The 16,395-nt window shown below is 42.4% G+C and carries 12 protein-coding genes; 3 read left to right on the forward strand and 9 right to left on the reverse strand.

Annotation, left to right across the window (positions count from 1 at the left end):
- Nucleotides 1-32 precede the first annotated feature (32 nt).
- Nucleotides 33-2,045 carry a DNA helicase Rep gene (gene rep, locus K5Q58_RS02910; RefSeq protein ID WP_220752486.1) on the reverse strand — a complete coding sequence of 671 codons (2,013 nt, stop codon included), beginning with the start codon at nucleotides 2,043-2,045 and terminating at the stop codon, nucleotides 33-35.
- A gap of 228 nt (nucleotides 2,046-2,273) precedes the next feature.
- Here rep and K5Q58_RS02915 point away from each other — a divergent pair, with 228 nt between their 5' ends.
- Nucleotides 2,274-2,537, forward strand: coding sequence for an accessory factor UbiK family protein (locus K5Q58_RS02915; protein ID WP_220752344.1), 264 nt, complete (start codon nucleotides 2,274-2,276; stop codon nucleotides 2,535-2,537).
- A gap of 169 nt (nucleotides 2,538-2,706) precedes the next feature.
- Here K5Q58_RS02915 and K5Q58_RS02920 read toward each other — a convergent pair whose 3' ends face one another.
- The 7 genes from K5Q58_RS02920 to ilvC all read right to left on the reverse strand — a co-directional run bounded on the left by K5Q58_RS02920 (nucleotide 2,707) and on the right by ilvC (nucleotide 12,668).
- Nucleotides 2,707-3,861, reverse strand: a complete 1,155-nt coding sequence (locus K5Q58_RS02920) for an alanine--glyoxylate aminotransferase family protein (RefSeq protein ID WP_220752346.1) — start codon at nucleotides 3,859-3,861, stop codon at nucleotides 2,707-2,709.
- Between the two features lie 279 nt (nucleotides 3,862-4,140).
- Nucleotides 4,141-5,679: a threonine ammonia-lyase, biosynthetic gene (gene ilvA / locus K5Q58_RS02925; RefSeq protein WP_220752348.1), complete on the reverse strand. Its 1,539-nt coding sequence runs from the start codon at nucleotides 5,677-5,679 to the stop codon at nucleotides 4,141-4,143.
- A gap of 43 nt (nucleotides 5,680-5,722) precedes the next feature.
- Nucleotides 5,723-7,582 carry a dihydroxy-acid dehydratase gene (ilvD, locus tag K5Q58_RS02930; RefSeq protein ID WP_220752349.1) on the reverse strand — a complete coding sequence of 620 codons (1,860 nt, stop codon included), beginning with the start codon at nucleotides 7,580-7,582 and terminating at the stop codon, nucleotides 5,723-5,725.
- 117 nt (nucleotides 7,583-7,699) lie between these two features.
- Nucleotides 7,700-8,635, reverse strand: coding sequence for a branched-chain amino acid transaminase (locus K5Q58_RS02935; RefSeq protein WP_220752351.1), 936 nt, complete (start codon nucleotides 8,633-8,635; stop codon nucleotides 7,700-7,702).
- A 46-nt stretch (nucleotides 8,636-8,681) separates the two neighbouring features.
- Nucleotides 8,682-8,945, reverse strand: coding sequence for an acetolactate synthase 2 small subunit (gene ilvM / locus K5Q58_RS02940; RefSeq protein ID WP_220752353.1), 264 nt, complete (start codon nucleotides 8,943-8,945; stop codon nucleotides 8,682-8,684).
- On the reverse strand, nucleotides 8,942-10,615 hold the full coding sequence (gene ilvG, locus K5Q58_RS02945; RefSeq protein WP_220752355.1) for an acetolactate synthase 2 catalytic subunit: 1,674 nt from the start codon (nucleotides 10,613-10,615) through the stop codon (nucleotides 8,942-8,944). The genes ilvM and ilvG overlap by 4 nt, the downstream gene beginning before the upstream one ends.
- 571 nt (nucleotides 10,616-11,186) lie before the next feature.
- On the reverse strand, nucleotides 11,187-12,668 hold the full coding sequence (gene ilvC, locus K5Q58_RS02950) for a ketol-acid reductoisomerase (protein ID WP_220752357.1): 1,482 nt from the start codon (nucleotides 12,666-12,668) through the stop codon (nucleotides 11,187-11,189).
- 202 nt (nucleotides 12,669-12,870) lie between these two features.
- Between ilvC and ilvY the strand changes: the two genes are divergently transcribed.
- The gene (ilvY, locus tag K5Q58_RS02955; protein ID WP_220752359.1) at nucleotides 12,871-13,743 is read left to right on the forward strand and encodes an HTH-type transcriptional activator IlvY; all 873 of its coding nucleotides are present in this window, start codon (nucleotides 12,871-12,873) and stop codon (nucleotides 13,741-13,743) included.
- A 48-nt stretch (nucleotides 13,744-13,791) separates the two neighbouring features.
- On the opposite strand, the gene K5Q58_RS02960 is transcribed toward ilvY, so the two are convergent.
- Nucleotides 13,792-14,802, reverse strand: a complete 1,011-nt coding sequence (locus tag K5Q58_RS02960; RefSeq protein WP_220752361.1) for an ABC transporter substrate-binding protein — start codon at nucleotides 14,800-14,802, stop codon at nucleotides 13,792-13,794.
- Between the two features lie 327 nt (nucleotides 14,803-15,129).
- Here K5Q58_RS02960 and K5Q58_RS02965 point away from each other — a divergent pair, with 327 nt between their 5' ends.
- Nucleotides 15,130-16,377 carry a YjgN family protein gene (locus tag K5Q58_RS02965; protein WP_220752364.1) on the forward strand — a complete coding sequence of 416 codons (1,248 nt, stop codon included), beginning with the start codon at nucleotides 15,130-15,132 and terminating at the stop codon, nucleotides 16,375-16,377.
- Nucleotides 16,378-16,395: the final 18 nt, after the last annotated feature.

Genomic DNA, 16,395 nt, shown 5'->3' on the forward strand with positions numbered 1-16,395 from the left:
TCTAAATTAATACACTAAAAAGGTTAGTCAGGCTACTTTTTAAACATATCTCTGATATTGGCAATATTGGTTTTAGCAGATTGCGCTTTTTCTTGCTCTGTTTGTTTAGGTTTTCGGTTTTCCCAAATCAAATCATCTTGTGGCAACTCCATCAAGAAACGGCTTGGCTCACAGCGCATAGTTTCACCAAACTGACGACGCTCTCGGCACATGGTAAACCATAATTCTTTTTGTGCTCGCGTAATGCCCACATAAGCTAAACGACGCTCTTCATCGACGTTATCTTCATCAATACTCGATTGATGCGGCAATATGCGCTCCTCAGTCCCCACCATAAACACATAAGGGTATTCTAGGCCTTTAGAAGCATGAAGTGTCATCAATTGTACTTGATCGCCACCTTCGTCCTCTTGATTACGCTCCATCATGTCTCTCAACGTAAGACGAGTCACAACTTCTGGTAATGTCATCGGCTCATCTAGTTCGTCACCTTCAAGCATCTCAGTGACCCAACGATATAATTCTGAAATGTTCTTCATCCGCATTTCAGCCGCTTTAGCACTGGTACTGGTTTCATACAGATAGTCTTCGTAATTAATTTTACGAATAAGCTGTTTAATCGCATCTACAGGTTCGCCGCGGGTGGCAATTTCGCCAGTATCGACAATGAACTTGCCAAACTGATACAAAGAAGCCATAGCAGCTGGCGCTAAATGATGATTCAGTTCCGCCTGAAAAATCGCTTCAAACATCGATATATGCTTTTGGTTGGCGTAATTACCTAAACGCTCTAATGTCGCAGGACCAATACCACGCTTAGGCAAATTCACAACTCGTAAGAAGGCATTATCATCATCCGGGTTTACCACTAAGCGTAAGTAAGCCATGATGTCTTTGATTTCAGCACGAGCGAAGAATGAGGTTCCGCCTGATAACTTATACGGGATACGGTTAGTCATCAAAGCACGTTCTAATAATCGTGACTGATGGTTACCTCGGTATAAAATCGCGTAGTCACCAAACTTAGTTTTACCCATAAACTTATGACGAACGATTTCAGCAATCACTCGCTCGGCTTCTTGTTCTTCGTTAGCAGCAAAAAGCACTCTTAGTGGCTCGCCATAAGCTAATTCACTGAACAGCCTTTTCTCATAAACATGGGGGTTATTAGCAATTAAAATATTGGCTGCACGTAAAATTCGTTGGCTAGAACGGTAGTTTTGCTCAAGCTTAATTAAGCGTAATTGAGGAAAATCTTTACCCAACAGCACTAAATTTTGCGGTTTAGCACCGCGCCAAGAGTAAATCGATTGATCGTCATCACCTACCACTGTAAATCGAGCGCGATCGCCAACCAATAACTTTACCAATTCATATTGGCTGGTATTGGTATCTTGATACTCATCCACCAGCAGATATTGAAAACGGGTTTGCCATCGCGTTCGGACTTCTTCGTTATTACGCAGTAGTAATGTTGGCAATAAAATAAGATCATCAAAATCTAACGCGTTATAGGCTTTCATATGCTGAGCATAGCGTTGATATAATTTAGCGAACAATTGGGTTTGCTCATCGCCACCACGTTTTAATGCTTGATCTGGAATGACCAAATCGCCTTTCCAGTTTGATATTGCACTAGCTAGGGCTTTAATTAGATCTTTATCTTCTTCAAGCTCGTCTTCAGTGAGCTCTTTTAAAAGCGCAAACGTATCTTGATCATCAAACAGTGAAAAACCGGCTTTTAAACCCACCACTTTATGTTCACGCTTGATGATTTCTAAACCTAAGGTATGGAAAGTTGAAATCCATAAGCCTCGCGCTTCTTTACGTCCCATCGACTGCGACACACGCTCCTTCATTTCGCGCGCTGCTTTATTGGTAAAGGTAACGGCAGCAATATTGCGCGCCTTGTAGCCACACTTTTCAACTAAGTATGCAATTTTGTTAATAATTACCCGAGTTTTACCACTGCCTGCCCCAGCTAATACTAAACAAGGTCCAGAAACATAGTGAACGGCATCATTTTGCCCAGGATTTAACTTCATGCTGTCGACTTTACCAATAACGAAAATAAATGGAGTGCGATCATACCAGAAAGCCGCGATCGACAATTAAAAATTTTAATCTTCAAAAGCGATCAATACGCTTATTCAGTGCGTATTGTCCTTCAAAGTGAACAAGTGCACATGCTCAATTGATAACATTGGATATGTATGACTGCTGAGGTACAATTAGGTCATAGATAAGAAACCTAATTTAATATGGAATTGATGATGATTAATCCAAAAAAACTTGAAGAAATGGCTAAGCAGCTTAGTGATAATCTTCCTAGTGGTGTAAAGCAATTTGCTGGCGAGTTTGAAGAGCGCTCAAAACAAGTATTGCAAAGCCAACTGATGAAGTTAGATGTGGTTTCTCGCGAAGAATTTGAAGTACAGCAACACGTGTTATTAAAAACCCGTGAAAAGCTGGAAGCACTGCAAGCACAAGTTGAAGCACTAGAAGCAAAGTGCTCTTCTGAAGATTGCGGTAAGTAATAACAGCAATGAAGAAGTAGTTTTTTTTATACAGGCTGTTCGAAATTAGCTAATAGAAATTAGGAATTGAAAATAGCCTCCTAAAATCGATAACTATTCTCCAGATTTGAAACTAAAAATGGCATCCTAGGATGCCATTTTTTATTGCCTATACTTAATCAACTTGAAACTAATTAAGCACTTCATCTAATGCGCGTAAGCATAAAGCCACATTCTCTCGACGAGCAGCATAACCCATCAGGCCAATACGCCACGCTTTACCCGCCAATGCGCCAAGACCTGCACCTATTTCAAGGTTATAGCTTTCAAGCAATTGCTTTCTCACTAATGCATCATCAGCCCCATCAGGAATATACACAGCATTAAGCTGTGGTAAACGGCACGATTCATCAACCACAAAGCTTAAACCTAATTGCTCGAGACCCGCGCGTAATAACTGATGCATATCAGCATGACGCTGCCACGCATTTTCTAACCCTTCGCTCGCTAACAAACGTAGCGACTCATGCAGTGCATATAATGCGTTCACTGGAGCGGTATGGTGGTAGCTGCGCTTTGCGCCGCTATCTTTACTTCCCCAATACCCCATCACTAAAGTTTGGTCTAAAAACCAGCTTTGAACTGGTGTGGTGCGACTTTTAATTTTCTCAACGGCTTTAGCAGAAAATGACACAGGTGATATACCAGGCACACACGATAAACACTTTTGACTACCTGAATAAATCGCGTCAATTCCCCACTCATCAACACGTAGTTCAACACCGCCTAGTGAAGTCACGGCATCAACAATGGAGATGCAATCATGCTCCTGCGCTAATGCACATAAGCTTTTAGCATCAGATAATGCACCAGTGGATGTTTCAGCGTGCACAAATGCCAGAAATTTTGCATCAGGGTTAGCCTGTAAAGCAGCTTCAACCGCCTCAACAGAAACAGGTTCACCCCATTCATTGTCAACCACAACAGCAGTAGCGCCAACGCGCTCAACGTTTTGGCGCATACGTTCGCCAAATACGCCATTACGGCACACGATAACTTTCTCACCCGCTTCAACTAAATTAACAAAACAGGTTTCCATTCCCGCACTGCCTGGCGCCGAAACTGCTAAGGTCATTTCATTTTCAGTTTGAAATGCATATTGAATAAGAGACTTAAGTTCATCCATCATCGCGACAAATAATGGGTCTAAATGGCCTATGGTCGGCTTTGCTTGTGCAGCGAGTACTTCAGGATACACATCTGAAGGACCTGGGCCCATGAGTGTCCGTCGTGGTGGATTAAAAGCAGTAATACTAGGTGCAGAAATTGTTGGTACAGATAACATCAAAGTCTCCTTGGCTCGAGGTCAATTTGTAATAGCTCAATGAAACCTACATTTTTCGTTGTATTTATCGCCACCGAATATCATTTCGTTTGTGGCTGTCTCGCCTTTGTAGGCTGGAACGACAATAACACACAGATAGATTAAAAGGCGCTATCTGTATGAAATTTATTAGCTAAAAACTCTATTTCTTATAAGACAATCTGGTGTAACTCAGCAACAAAAATAGCTTCCTTAGGAAGCTATTTATTATCAAGCTTGATTAGGTTACTGCACAATTAACTATTTAGATCCCGAGCTCAGAAACAACTGATAAGCAGGGCTATTAGTTTCTTCTTGATATACAAAACCTAAATCTGTTAAAAACTTTGCAAATGCAGTCTCATCGCTAGCAGGCACTTCAAACCCAGCTAACACGCGGCCAAATGCGGCGCCATGGTTACGATAATGGAATAAACTGATATTCCACTGGCTTTGTAAGGTCGTTAAAAACTTAAGTAATGCGCCTGGGTGCTCAGGAAACTCAAAGCTATAAAGACGTTCATCTAATGGCTCTGGCGGTCTGCCACCAACCATATAACGAACATGAAGCTTGGCAGTTTCATCCTCTGATAAATCCTGAACCTGAAAATCTTCAGCCTCTAAGTGAGCGATGATGTCATCTAATTCAGCTTGGCCTTGGCTAATCCGAATTCCCGCAAACACTACAGCACTGTCACGACTGCTAAAGCGGTAGTTAAACTCGGTCATGGCGCGCTTATTTAAGATCTGGCAAAAACGTAAAAAGCTCCCTGGTTTCTCAGGCACTTTAACTGCTAATACAGCTTCTTTTTGCTCACCTAACTCACATCGTTCAGACACATAGCGCAAACTGTGAAAGTTAACATTAGCGCCACTTAAAATGGCAGCAACTCTCTCACCTTTTCCCGCTTCTTTAGGGTGTTGCTGAATATACTTTTTAAGCCCAGCAACTGACAATGCGCCAGCGGGCTCTGAAATCGCTCGTGTATCTTCAAAAATATCTTTTACAGCTGCGCAGATTTCATCAGACGTGACCGTCACTACTTCATCAACGTAATCTTTTGCCACACGAAATGGCTCTTCGCCAATACGTTTAACCGCGACGCCATCAGCAAATAAGCCGACTTGCGATAATGTTACTGGCTCGCCTGCTTCCATTGCCGCTTTTAAACAAGCAGCATCTTCAGGTTCAACCCCAACAATTTTAACTTGTGGCATCACAGCTTTGTAATACGCAGCAATACCCGCAATCAGTCCACCACCACCGACTGGCACAAAGACAGTGTCGATATCACGCTGTTGTTGTAGCATTTCTTGAGCAATCGTCCCCTGACCCGCAATCACGGCTTCATCATCAAAAGGGGCGATATAAGTGCGGTTGTCAGTTTCCGCTAATTGCTTTGCGTGCTCATTAGCTTGATCGAATGCTTCGCCAAATAACACCACATTTCCGCCAAGGCGCTTTACTGCATCGATTTTAATTTCAGGCGTTGTTCCCGGCATCACAATCACAGCATCAATACCGCGACTGGCAGCTGACATTGCCACACCTTGGGCATGGTTGCCTGCTGAAGCACAGACTACGCCGTCTTTACATTGCTGCGGCGTTAACTGCGCCATGCGATTATAAGCACCACGTAATTTAAACGAATGCACTGGCTGCATGTCTTCACGTTTAAGATAAACCTGACTGCCCAAACGGGCAGACAGCTTATTCAAGCTCGACAAAGGGGTTACCTTCGCCACGTCATAGACTGATGACAGCAGGGTTTTCTGTAAATATTCTTGTGCTATAGACATAAGCCTAGTTCCATCAGTTGCTGATAATTGACGTTAGAAATAATTAACCTTCAAGCTTGCTGCGATCGCGAATTGCGCCTTTATCGGCACTGGTCGCAAGCAAGGCATAAGCTTTCAGTGCTAACGACACATAACGCTCACGGCTAACGGGCTTCCAAGCTTGTAAACCTTTCGCTTCCATCGCAGCTTTACGCTTAGCAAGCTCAGCATCAGAAACCGCCAGTTTGATACTACGAGAAGGAATATCAATCTCAATTTGATCGCCATTTTCAACTAAGGCAATGGTGCCACCAGCAGCGGCTTCAGGCGAAATATGACCAATAGACAAGCCAGACGTACCACCAGAAAAACGGCCATCAGTAATCAAGGCACAGGCTTTACCTAAACCACGAGATTTAAGGTAAGTGGTTGGGTACAACATTTCTTGCATCCCAGGGCCACCTTTAGGGCCTTCATAACGAATAACAACCACGTCACCCGCTACTACTTCGCCACCTAAAATACCGTCAACAGCATCATCTTGGCTTTCATATATGCGAGCACTACCAGTAAAGGTCAGGTTCTCTTCGTCAACACCTGCGGTTTTAACGATGCAGCCATTCTCAGCGACGTTGCCTGACAGCACAGCTAAACCGCCTTCTTGGCTAAAGGCATTTTCACGAGTACGAATACAACCTTCTTGACGGTCATCATCGACGCTGTCCCAATAACAATCTTGGCTAAATGCAGTTTGTGTTGGAATACCAGCAGGGCCTGCACTATAAAAACGGCGCACGCTTTCATCTTGAGTTTGGGCAATATCATATTTGGCTAACACTGATTTTAAGTTACCGCCATTATCTGCCGCCACATGGGGTACATCCGTATGCAATAAACCGGCTCTATCAAGTTCACCTAAAATGCCCATTACACCACCTGCACGATGAACATCTTCCATATGGTACTTAGGTGTAGAAGGAGCAACTTTACATAAATGCGGCACAAGACGAGACATTCTGTCGATGTCATCCATAGTGAAGTCGACTTCACCTTCTTGGGCTGCTGCGATTAAATGTAAAACGGTATTTGATGAACCGCCCATCGCAATATCGAGTGCCATAGCGTTTTCAAATGATTTAAAAGACGCAATATTACGCGGTAATACGCTGTCATCATCGTCACGGTAATAGCGTGTCGCAAGATCCATGATGCGACGACCCGCTTCTAAAAATAGATTACGACGTGCCGCATGCGTAGCTAAAAGAGAACCATTACCTGGCAATGATAAGCCTAACGCTTCCGTTAAACAGTTCATTGAGTTTGCAGTGAACATGCCTGAGCATGAGCCACAAGTAGGACAAGCACTACGTTCAATTTGTTTACTGTCTGCATCGCTGACATTCGTATCAGCGCCAGCAACCATCGCATCGACTAAATCAAGTTTAATGATTTTGTCTGAAAGCTTAGTTTTACCTGCTTCCATCGGGCCACCGGAGACAAATATCACTGGGATATTAAGTCTAAGTGCAGCCATCAACATGCCCGGAGTAATTTTGTCGCAGTTTGAAATACACACTAATGCATCGGCACAATGGGCATTAACCATGTATTCAACACTGTCGGCAATCAGTTCACGAGACGGTAAGCTGTAAAGCATGCCACCGTGACCCATTGCGATACCATCATCAACTGCGATGGTATTGAATTCTTTTGCAATACCGCCTGCTTCTTCAATTGCGCCAGCCACTAATTGACCCATGTCTTTTAAATGCACATGGCCTGGGACAAATTGAGTAAACGAGTTTGAAACAGCAATAATCGGTTTACCAAAATCCTTTTCTTTTACACCAGTTGCACGCCATAAAGCACGGGCACCTGCCATGTTACGACCTTCTGTACTGGTTGCTGAGCGTAATTTAGGCATTGTCTTTTCCTTCCTTCATCATTCCATTAATCAGTAATGGAACAAGCAAATACAGTTAATTTATTTGAGTCACTTATTACGACTCACCAATATTATGATTATTGTTGATAGCCAGTTTTATACTGACTTTTTGAGCGGCTCAAGCCAGCCCCATTTATCTTCAGTTTCGCCATTAAATAAACCAAAAAAGCTATTTTGAACTTGCTTGGTTACTGGGCCGCGTTTACCCGCCCCTACTTCAATGCGATCAACACTTCTAACTGGAACAATTTCAGCCGCTGTTCCTGTCATGAAAATTTCGTCTGCTACGTATAAAAATTCCCGTGCCATGGCTTCTTCAATCACTTCATAGCCTAAGTCTTTAGCCAATACCATAATGGTATCTCGGGTAATACCTTTAAGAATCGCTGCGGTCGCTGGCGGGGTATAAATCTTATTATTTTTAACCACAAATAAATTTGCGCCTGCGCCTTCGCTAACTAAACCATTGGTGTCGAGTGCTATTCCTTCGTCAAAGCCATTACGTTTAGCTTCTGTCGAAATTTGTAATGATGATAGGTAATTGCCACCGGCTTTGGCACCAGTAGGAATTGTATTCGGTGCAAGACGCTGCCAAGAAGTCACTGCAACATCAACACCTGCATCCATACTGTCTTCACCAAGGTAAGCACCCCATGCAAAAGCAGCTACGACCATATCACATTGCGCGTCGATTGGCGGGGTGATCCCCATGCCAACATCACCAAGAAATATCAACGGCCGAATATAGGCACTGGGTAAATTATTACTCATCACTGAATCATTACAGGCTTGCATCACTTGCTCAAAACTATAAGGGACATTCATGCGGTAAATTTTGGCAGAATCAAATAAACGTTGTACATGATCGGTTAACCTAAAACCTGCTGGGCCAAGATGAGTATCGTAAATACGAATGCCTTCAAATACTGAGGTACCATAATGCATCGCATGAGTCATAACGTGTACTCTGGCATTCTGCCAAGGCATGATTTCACCATTAAACCATATGAGTTCTGATTGTGTAGCTGCCATAGTCTTTCCCTTATTGAATATTGATGAAACTGTTTTAAGCACTAGTTTAAGCTGATAACTCAGCCTCTGTTTGTGCTACTGAGCTGGTGATAACTTGGCAATCAAGCACATCAAATAACTTTGTTAATTGATGGGTTAGCAGCCCTATCACTCGCTCACTTTTGACATCAAAATTCACTTTCAATGTACTGTCTTCATTTACGGTCATGGTTAATTCTGTGATGGTAAAACCACGATGACGCGTCACCCGTAATACGCGCTCAAGCACTTCTGGTTGCTGCTTTAATGTTAATTCAACTGAATGCATCATGTTTGCTTCTCCATTTGATCCATCATGTCACTATTACACGCCCCAGGTGGGACTAACGGCCATACATTAAAGGCATCATCAATGGCCACGTGCAGCATAAAAGGTCCTGTCGTTGCTAGCATTTCATCAAGCGCGCCTTCTACTTCTTCAGCGCGATGAATTGTGCGACCTGGAATATCAAACGCTGATGCCATTAATACAAAGTCAGGATTATCGGATAAATCGGTTTCGCTATAACGTTGCTCAAAAAACAGTTGTTGCCATTGCTTCACCATGCCCAACTTTTGATTATCAATAAGCAATATTTTCACTGGCAACTTACGACGTTTAATCGTAGTCAGTTCTTGCACGTTCATCATGAATGAGCCATCACCTGATACCGTCACTACTGTTGCGTCTGGGCGGGCAACTTGGGCACCAATAGCTGCAGGCAAACCAAAGCCCATAGTGCCTAGGCCCGCACTTGATAAGTGGTCTTCAGGACGGCGAAACCACATATGTTGAGCAACCCACATTTGGTGTTGACCCACATCGCAACTCACGACACTGTCTTCAGGTAATTTATTAGCTAATCGACGTAACATCGCAGGGGCATAGATAAGTTCGCCAGGGTGTTGATAGTCCCATTGATGCTCACGATTTAACTCTTCTACTTCGTGTAGCCATTGGCCTAATTCAAGATTCATGCACAACGCAGGTAACACTTGACGAAAATCAGCAGAAATAGCCACATCAGCTTGGCGCAATTTATTAATTTCGGCGATATCAATATCGAGATGCAAAACCTTGGCGTTACCAGCAAATGTCGCTAATCGGCCTGTCACCCGATCATCGAAACGTGCGCCAACAACAATCAACAAATCACAAGCTTGCACCGCTAAATTAGCCGCTTTACCACCGTGCATACCCAACATGCCTAAGTAGCCTTTAGTGCCATGTTCAATAGCGCCTAATCCCTTTAGTGTTGCAACTGATGGGATACCTGTCTTATCAATAAACTGACGTAACTGATCCACTGCGCCAGCCATGCCAACCCCGCCGCCTACATATAAAATGGGCTTTTTAGCTTGTTGTAATAAAGCACGTGCAGCTTCTATAGCCGTGGCTTCTGGTGCAGGATCTTCTGTCACGGTCAGTAATGGGGTTTTATATTCAAGCTCAGCGATTTGTATGTCTTTTGGAATATCGACCAATACAGGGCCTGGACGACCTGATGCCGCGATTTCAAACGCTTTATACAGCGTAGGAATTAATTCATTAATATCTGTGACCATAAAGCTGTGTTTGGTACACGACAATGACATGCCTAATACATCAATTTCTTGAAAGGCATCGGTTCCAATAACCGCAGTCGATACTTGGCCTGTGATAGCAACCACTGGCACTGAATCTAATAACGCATCGGACAAAGACGTAATAAGGTTTGTAGCACCAGGGCCTGATGTGGCAAAGCAGACGCCTGTCTTACCGCTTGCTCGAGCATAGCCAACAGCTGCAAATGCAGCGCCTTGCTCATGTCGGCTTAATAGGTGCTCAACTGGATGACCATAAAGCGCATCGTAAATCGGCATAATTGCACCACCTGGATAACCAAATACAGTGGTAACCCCATGTGCGGCTAGTACTTTGATAACTGCGTCTGCACCACGCATTTTCTGCCCTGATTCCATATTGATACTCTCGTTTTTGGTCTGCGTTTAAAATGTAATATTTAGTGATAAATTGAAAAGTCAGCATTCGGATTTAAAGCCCATAAAACAAAAAACCCCCGGTCCTTTCGGAGCGGGGGTTTTTGCAAATTCTGACTCTTAACTCAGTCTCGTTGCCAAACGCCACCCCCGCGGTGACTTAATAATCACGACGGTAATAATCACAATAATGAGTTGGGCAGCTTGGTTAAACATTAATAACTGAGTCCTAAAAAATATTTGTTAACTTTTCTGTTCAATCTAGCTCTATGCCAGACTTGTTTATTATTTATCCTCTATAGGAGTACCATAAAGTGATTTATAAACACAACAAAAAATCCTGTGTTGTAAAAAAAATTCAGCTTCCCTGCCGAGACAATGCAAACAACAACAAAAATCTAAAGCTATGAAGGTAAGATTAAATTCACTATCGAACTTAAATTACCCTCCTAATTATCTATAGATTGTTTCTACTTATCATTCATTGAAAGTAGATTTGATGCCTGCTCGATAGCCTAGCTGAACAGGTACTTCACAACACAATCAACAAATATTAGCTAGCTTCAACAATACCTTTCATATCAGTCATGTAACCGCGTAACTCTGCACCAATAAACTCAACATCGGTATGACGAATCGCTTCGTTTACTTCAATTAAACGCTTATTATCAACGCTGTTTGAACCTTCTTTCAGGCCAGCGCCAAGTAACTCTGATGACATAGACTTAACGTAATCAGTGAGTAATGGCACTGCTGCATGGTTGAATAAGTAACAACCGTATTCAGCAGTATCAGAAATAACTACGTTCATTTCGTATAAACGCTTACGAGCAATGGTGTTAGCAATTAATGGCGTTTCATGCAGTGACTCGTAATAAGCCGACTCTTCAATGATGCCCGCAGCAACCATAGTATCGAATGCTAATTCCACACCCGCTTTGATCATGGCGACTAAGAAGATGCCTTTATCAAAGTAAGTTTGCTCATCGATGTATTCATCAGATGCTGGCGAGTTTTCAAACGCTGTTTCGTTTGTTTCTGCTCTCCAACGTAATAAGTTAGCATCGTCATTTGCCCAATCAGCCATCATAGTGCGAGAGAACTCACCGCTAATGATGTCATCCATGTGTTTTTCAAATAACGGCTTAAGAATCACTTTTAATTCTTCAGCAACTTCAAATGCTTTTACTTTGGCTGGGTTTGACAAGCGGTCCATCATGTTAGTGATGCCGCCATGTTTAAGCGCTTCGGTAACCGTTTCCCAACCTTGTTGAATTAACTTACCTGCGTAACCAGGCTCAACACCATCAGCAACCATTTTCTCGTAACCTAAGATGGCACCAGTCTGCAACATACCGCAAAGGATCGTCTGCTCACCCATTAGGTCAGATTTAACTTCAGCAACAAAAGAAGACAATAAAACACCAGCTCTGTCGCCACCTGTTGCACTTGCATATGCTTTAGCAATTGCTAGGCCGTCACCTTTTGGATCATTCTCAGGGTGAACAGCAATCAGTGTTGGTACACCAAATCCGCGTTTGTATTCTTCGCGTACTTCAGTACCTGGACACTTAGGTGCAACCATCACAACCGTGATATCAGGGCGAACCTGCATACCTTCTTCAACGATATTAAAACCGTGTGAGTAAGATAATGTTGAACCTTGCTTCATCAATGGCATAACCGCATTAACAACGTTTGAGTGCTGCTTGTCTGGGGTTAAATTCAATACTAAGTCTGCATCTGGAATCAGTTCTTCAAACGTACCGACTTTAAAACCGTTGTCAGTAGCTTGTTTCCATGAAGCACGCTTTTCAGCAATCGCTTGTGGACGAAGCGCAAAAGAAATATTTAAACCTGAGTCGCGCATGTTCAGACCTTGGTTTAGGCCTTGCGCCCCACAACCTAAGATCACGATGTTCCAATCTTTAATAAAATTACAACCGTCACTAAATTCGGTACGGTCCATAAAGCGGCATTGTGCCAATTGAGCTAATTGTTGACGTAAATTCAGAGAGTTAAAATAGTTAGCCATCTGAGATACCACCTTTAATTCAGAAATTTGAGACACAACATTTTGGCAGTCTAGTTGCTCAAAAGTTGTGATTGAAATCACTATAGCGTAAGCTCGTTGTTGCTTAAAATGATATATTCGGGATATTACATTTCACTTTATGCAACGTAAAACCATTCGCTAAAATGAACGAAAAATTTGCTGATTAAATATAGGTGAGATCATGGACATTCGTGCGTTAAAACTCTACTTACACCTGTGCGATAGCCTGCATTTTGGTAAAACAGCAGAACAAACTCACGTCAGCCCATCAACCTTAAGTCGCGCCCTGCAGCGTCTTGAAGAAGAAGTCGGATGTAAATTATTTGAGCGAGATAATCGCAGCGTCAACATAACCCATGCGGGTAACGAATTTAAACGTTTTGCCGAGCAGACATTGTCTGAATGGCTCAATTTAAAAGGCCGTATTGATCCCGACCAACCTTTATTGCATGGTCGAATTAGCCTGTACTGTTCTGTGACTGCCGCTTATAGCCATTTGCCCGCTTTATTGGATAGGTTTAGACGAGAACATCCATTAGTCGAGATTGCCCTCAATACCGGTGATGCCGCTAACGCAGTCGATGAAATTCAGCACAATCGAGCCGATGTTGCGATAATCGCACTGCCGGATTCATTGCCGACAAGCCTACATTTTGAAGAAATTGATCGAGTGCCTCTACACGTATACGCACCAACCATACATTGCCAAGCACAACAAATGGTCAATCAAACACCTATAGATTGGGCGCAGTTGCCTTTTATAGTACCTGATCATGGTCCAGGACGACGCCGAGCTGACAACTGGTTTAAAGCAATGGGGTTCAAACCTAATATTTATGCGCAGGTATCGGGACAAGAAGCGATAACCTCTATGGTTGCATTAGGTTGTGGCGTAAGCATCAGTCCTGAAGTTGTGGTAGAAAATAGCCCAGTTCGCGAACGCTTAGTAAAACTTGAATCGCCACAAGCCATTCCGCCATTTGAGCTAGGCTGTTGTTGTAAACAAAAACGTATTCAAGAACCTATTTTAAAAGCATTTTTAGAGATCATTTAATCACTAGACTGGATTAATTTACTAGGTTAGCAGGCTGAACAAAGTATGTTAATTGACGCTGCACACAGCTTTGATTTCTTGCTCAAGGATTTGGTGCCATTGATTGCTGACAATCATACTGAATAATGGACATTCAAGGGTTAAATGTCGATAAAAATCATGGCCAAAACATAGGTCAAACGCTTGTTTTTTTTGATGGCGGACAATATTCAACCCAACCACACCTGCCAATAAAAATGAGCCTCCCCCTACTGCATTGATTTCACCATTTTTAAGTAACTCATATGACAATAACGACGGGTTAATCGCCAATATTTTAATATCTTCACCCGGTTTTCGATGGGTTTCTTTTAGGGCTTTAACGACCCCAACTGCCATTTCATCATTTCCAATCCATAAGCCATCTACCCCAGGAAAACGATTCAGCAATATATGCGTTTGTTCGTAGGCTTTATTGGCTTGCCAATCAGCGTATACGACTTGCTCTAACACGGTATTCAAGTGCAGGTTAAAATACCCTTCCATTCCTTCTGTGCGTAGTAGCGATGTTTCCCTTATATCATCCCCCGCTACAGCCAATACATGCGCGGGGGTAGTCGTAAATAATTGAGTTAATGCTGCAGCAGACTCACGGCCAATATGATAATTGTCTTCAATAACTGCAGGTAATAAGTGCTTTTTCCAATGGGGATCCTTCATTAACTGCAACCTAAGCGGCTGCTCAATATCATTAATCATAAAAATGATGTGAACGGGTTTTTGATAAAAAATATCAAGCACTTTTTTGGCAACGTCTTTATCGTTAACCATGACAAGGTAGTCCGGTAAATGTGCATAATTAGAAACTTCAACAACTTGACTTAAAAGCAAATTACGGTCACGATTTGAATGCAGTATCGTTAAACTAAAATCTTGATCTTGCGCTGTAGCTTGCATGACATTATCAATATGGCGCCAAAATGAATCATCGGCCGCACCGGGATTTAAAAACATCACATTAGTACTCGCCAGCACCGAATTTGAGAGCATGAGAAGCATAATAATGAGCAAAGCTCGCATAATGACATGTCCTTTTTCAAAAAAATACCTATCGCAGTTATCTGAATAAAGCATAGTCTATTTGAGTAGTGATTCGCCTCCGCAGACTGGAGCTTGAATGCCATTTAACTAAATTATGTCTGTAAAAATCACATCTTGCATGATTATGTTCTGTGAAAAGCCTACTCACCCTTCAATATGCTACTGATAAAAAACATCCCGCCAAAACCGCTTCTTGTCACTAAATGTAATGGACAAAACAAGCGACAAAAATATGATTAAAAATATTGATTTATATCGTTTTTAAAGTTTTAATAACCAGCTTAATTCCAACGGAAGGAAATCTAAATGAGTACCATAGACTCATCACAAGGCAGTACCGCCTCTACAGCTTCGACATCAACAATATCTTCAGACGCATCAACAACCAGTACTCCATTTAAGTTTCACGGTATTGGCGGTGAATTTTTTGGTATTTGGATAGTCAACGTTTTACTCACCATGGTGACATTCGGCATTTACTCAGCCTGGGCTAAAGTGAGAACCAATAATTACTTTTACGGAAATACTGAATTAGGCGGCGACAGATTCGAATATCTTGCCAAGCCAATGCAAATCTTAATTGGCCGAATTATTGCCATTTTTCTATTGATTACATGGTCAGTGCTCAGTAGCACTATGCCTCTTGTCGCTGTCGCATTAGCCATCATATTCATGTTAGCAGTACCATTTCTAGCCGTTAGAAATGCCCGTTTTGATGCTCGTATGACACGTTTTCGCAATGTTAGATTTGATTTTGCAGGCTCTTATGGCAGTGCATATATCAATCTACTGCTAAAACCCATTGCGGCATATATTATCGTTGTCGCGGGTGGATTTGGTATTGGTGTTGTTACAAGGTTAATGACAGATAACCCCATTGCTATCGGCATTGCAATTACCGCGGGCGTGGTATTTTTCTTTGTTGCTGCTATTTACTCTTACGCATGGGTTAGTGCTGGAATGGCGCAATACTTAATCAATGGTTATCGCTATGGCGATAAGGCATTTAATGCCAAACTTGAAATCAATCAGTATGCCAAAATTGCCGTCACCGCCATTGGATTATTCTTCGGTGCAGGGTTACTTTTTTCAGTTTTTGCATTTGCTTTTGGCATGATGGGGTCGATTGTTGAGCTCATTCAAAGTGGCGCCTCTGAAGAAGCATTTAAAAATAATGCTTCGTTGATAGGCATGGTGTTCTTCGGATACTTCTTCATGTTTATTCTATCGATGCTCATCGCTGCCTATGTTCGAGTCTGTGTTCGCAATTATGTCTTTAGCCAAACATCTATTAATGATGACTTACAAATGACATCGACAATGAAAACCTCAAGTTTTTTATTCTTAGTTGTCACTAATCTACTGCTTGTCATGTTCACCTTTGGCATGGGTAAAGCTTGGGCTGATGTCCGTTTTGCTAAGTACATGGCAGAAGTCACTGCAGTTGAAGGAAACTTAGATGCTTTCACAGCTCATGACCATAATGAGCAAAGTAGTACCGCTGTAGCAGATGAAGTGGCAGATGCCTTTGATATTAATATTGGCATAGTTTAACAATGCCAAGGTCTGCTG

The sequence above is a fragment of the Shewanella sp. KT0246 genome, from assembly GCF_019654955.1.
GTDB lineage: Bacteria > Pseudomonadota > Gammaproteobacteria > Enterobacterales > Shewanellaceae > Shewanella > Shewanella goraebulensis.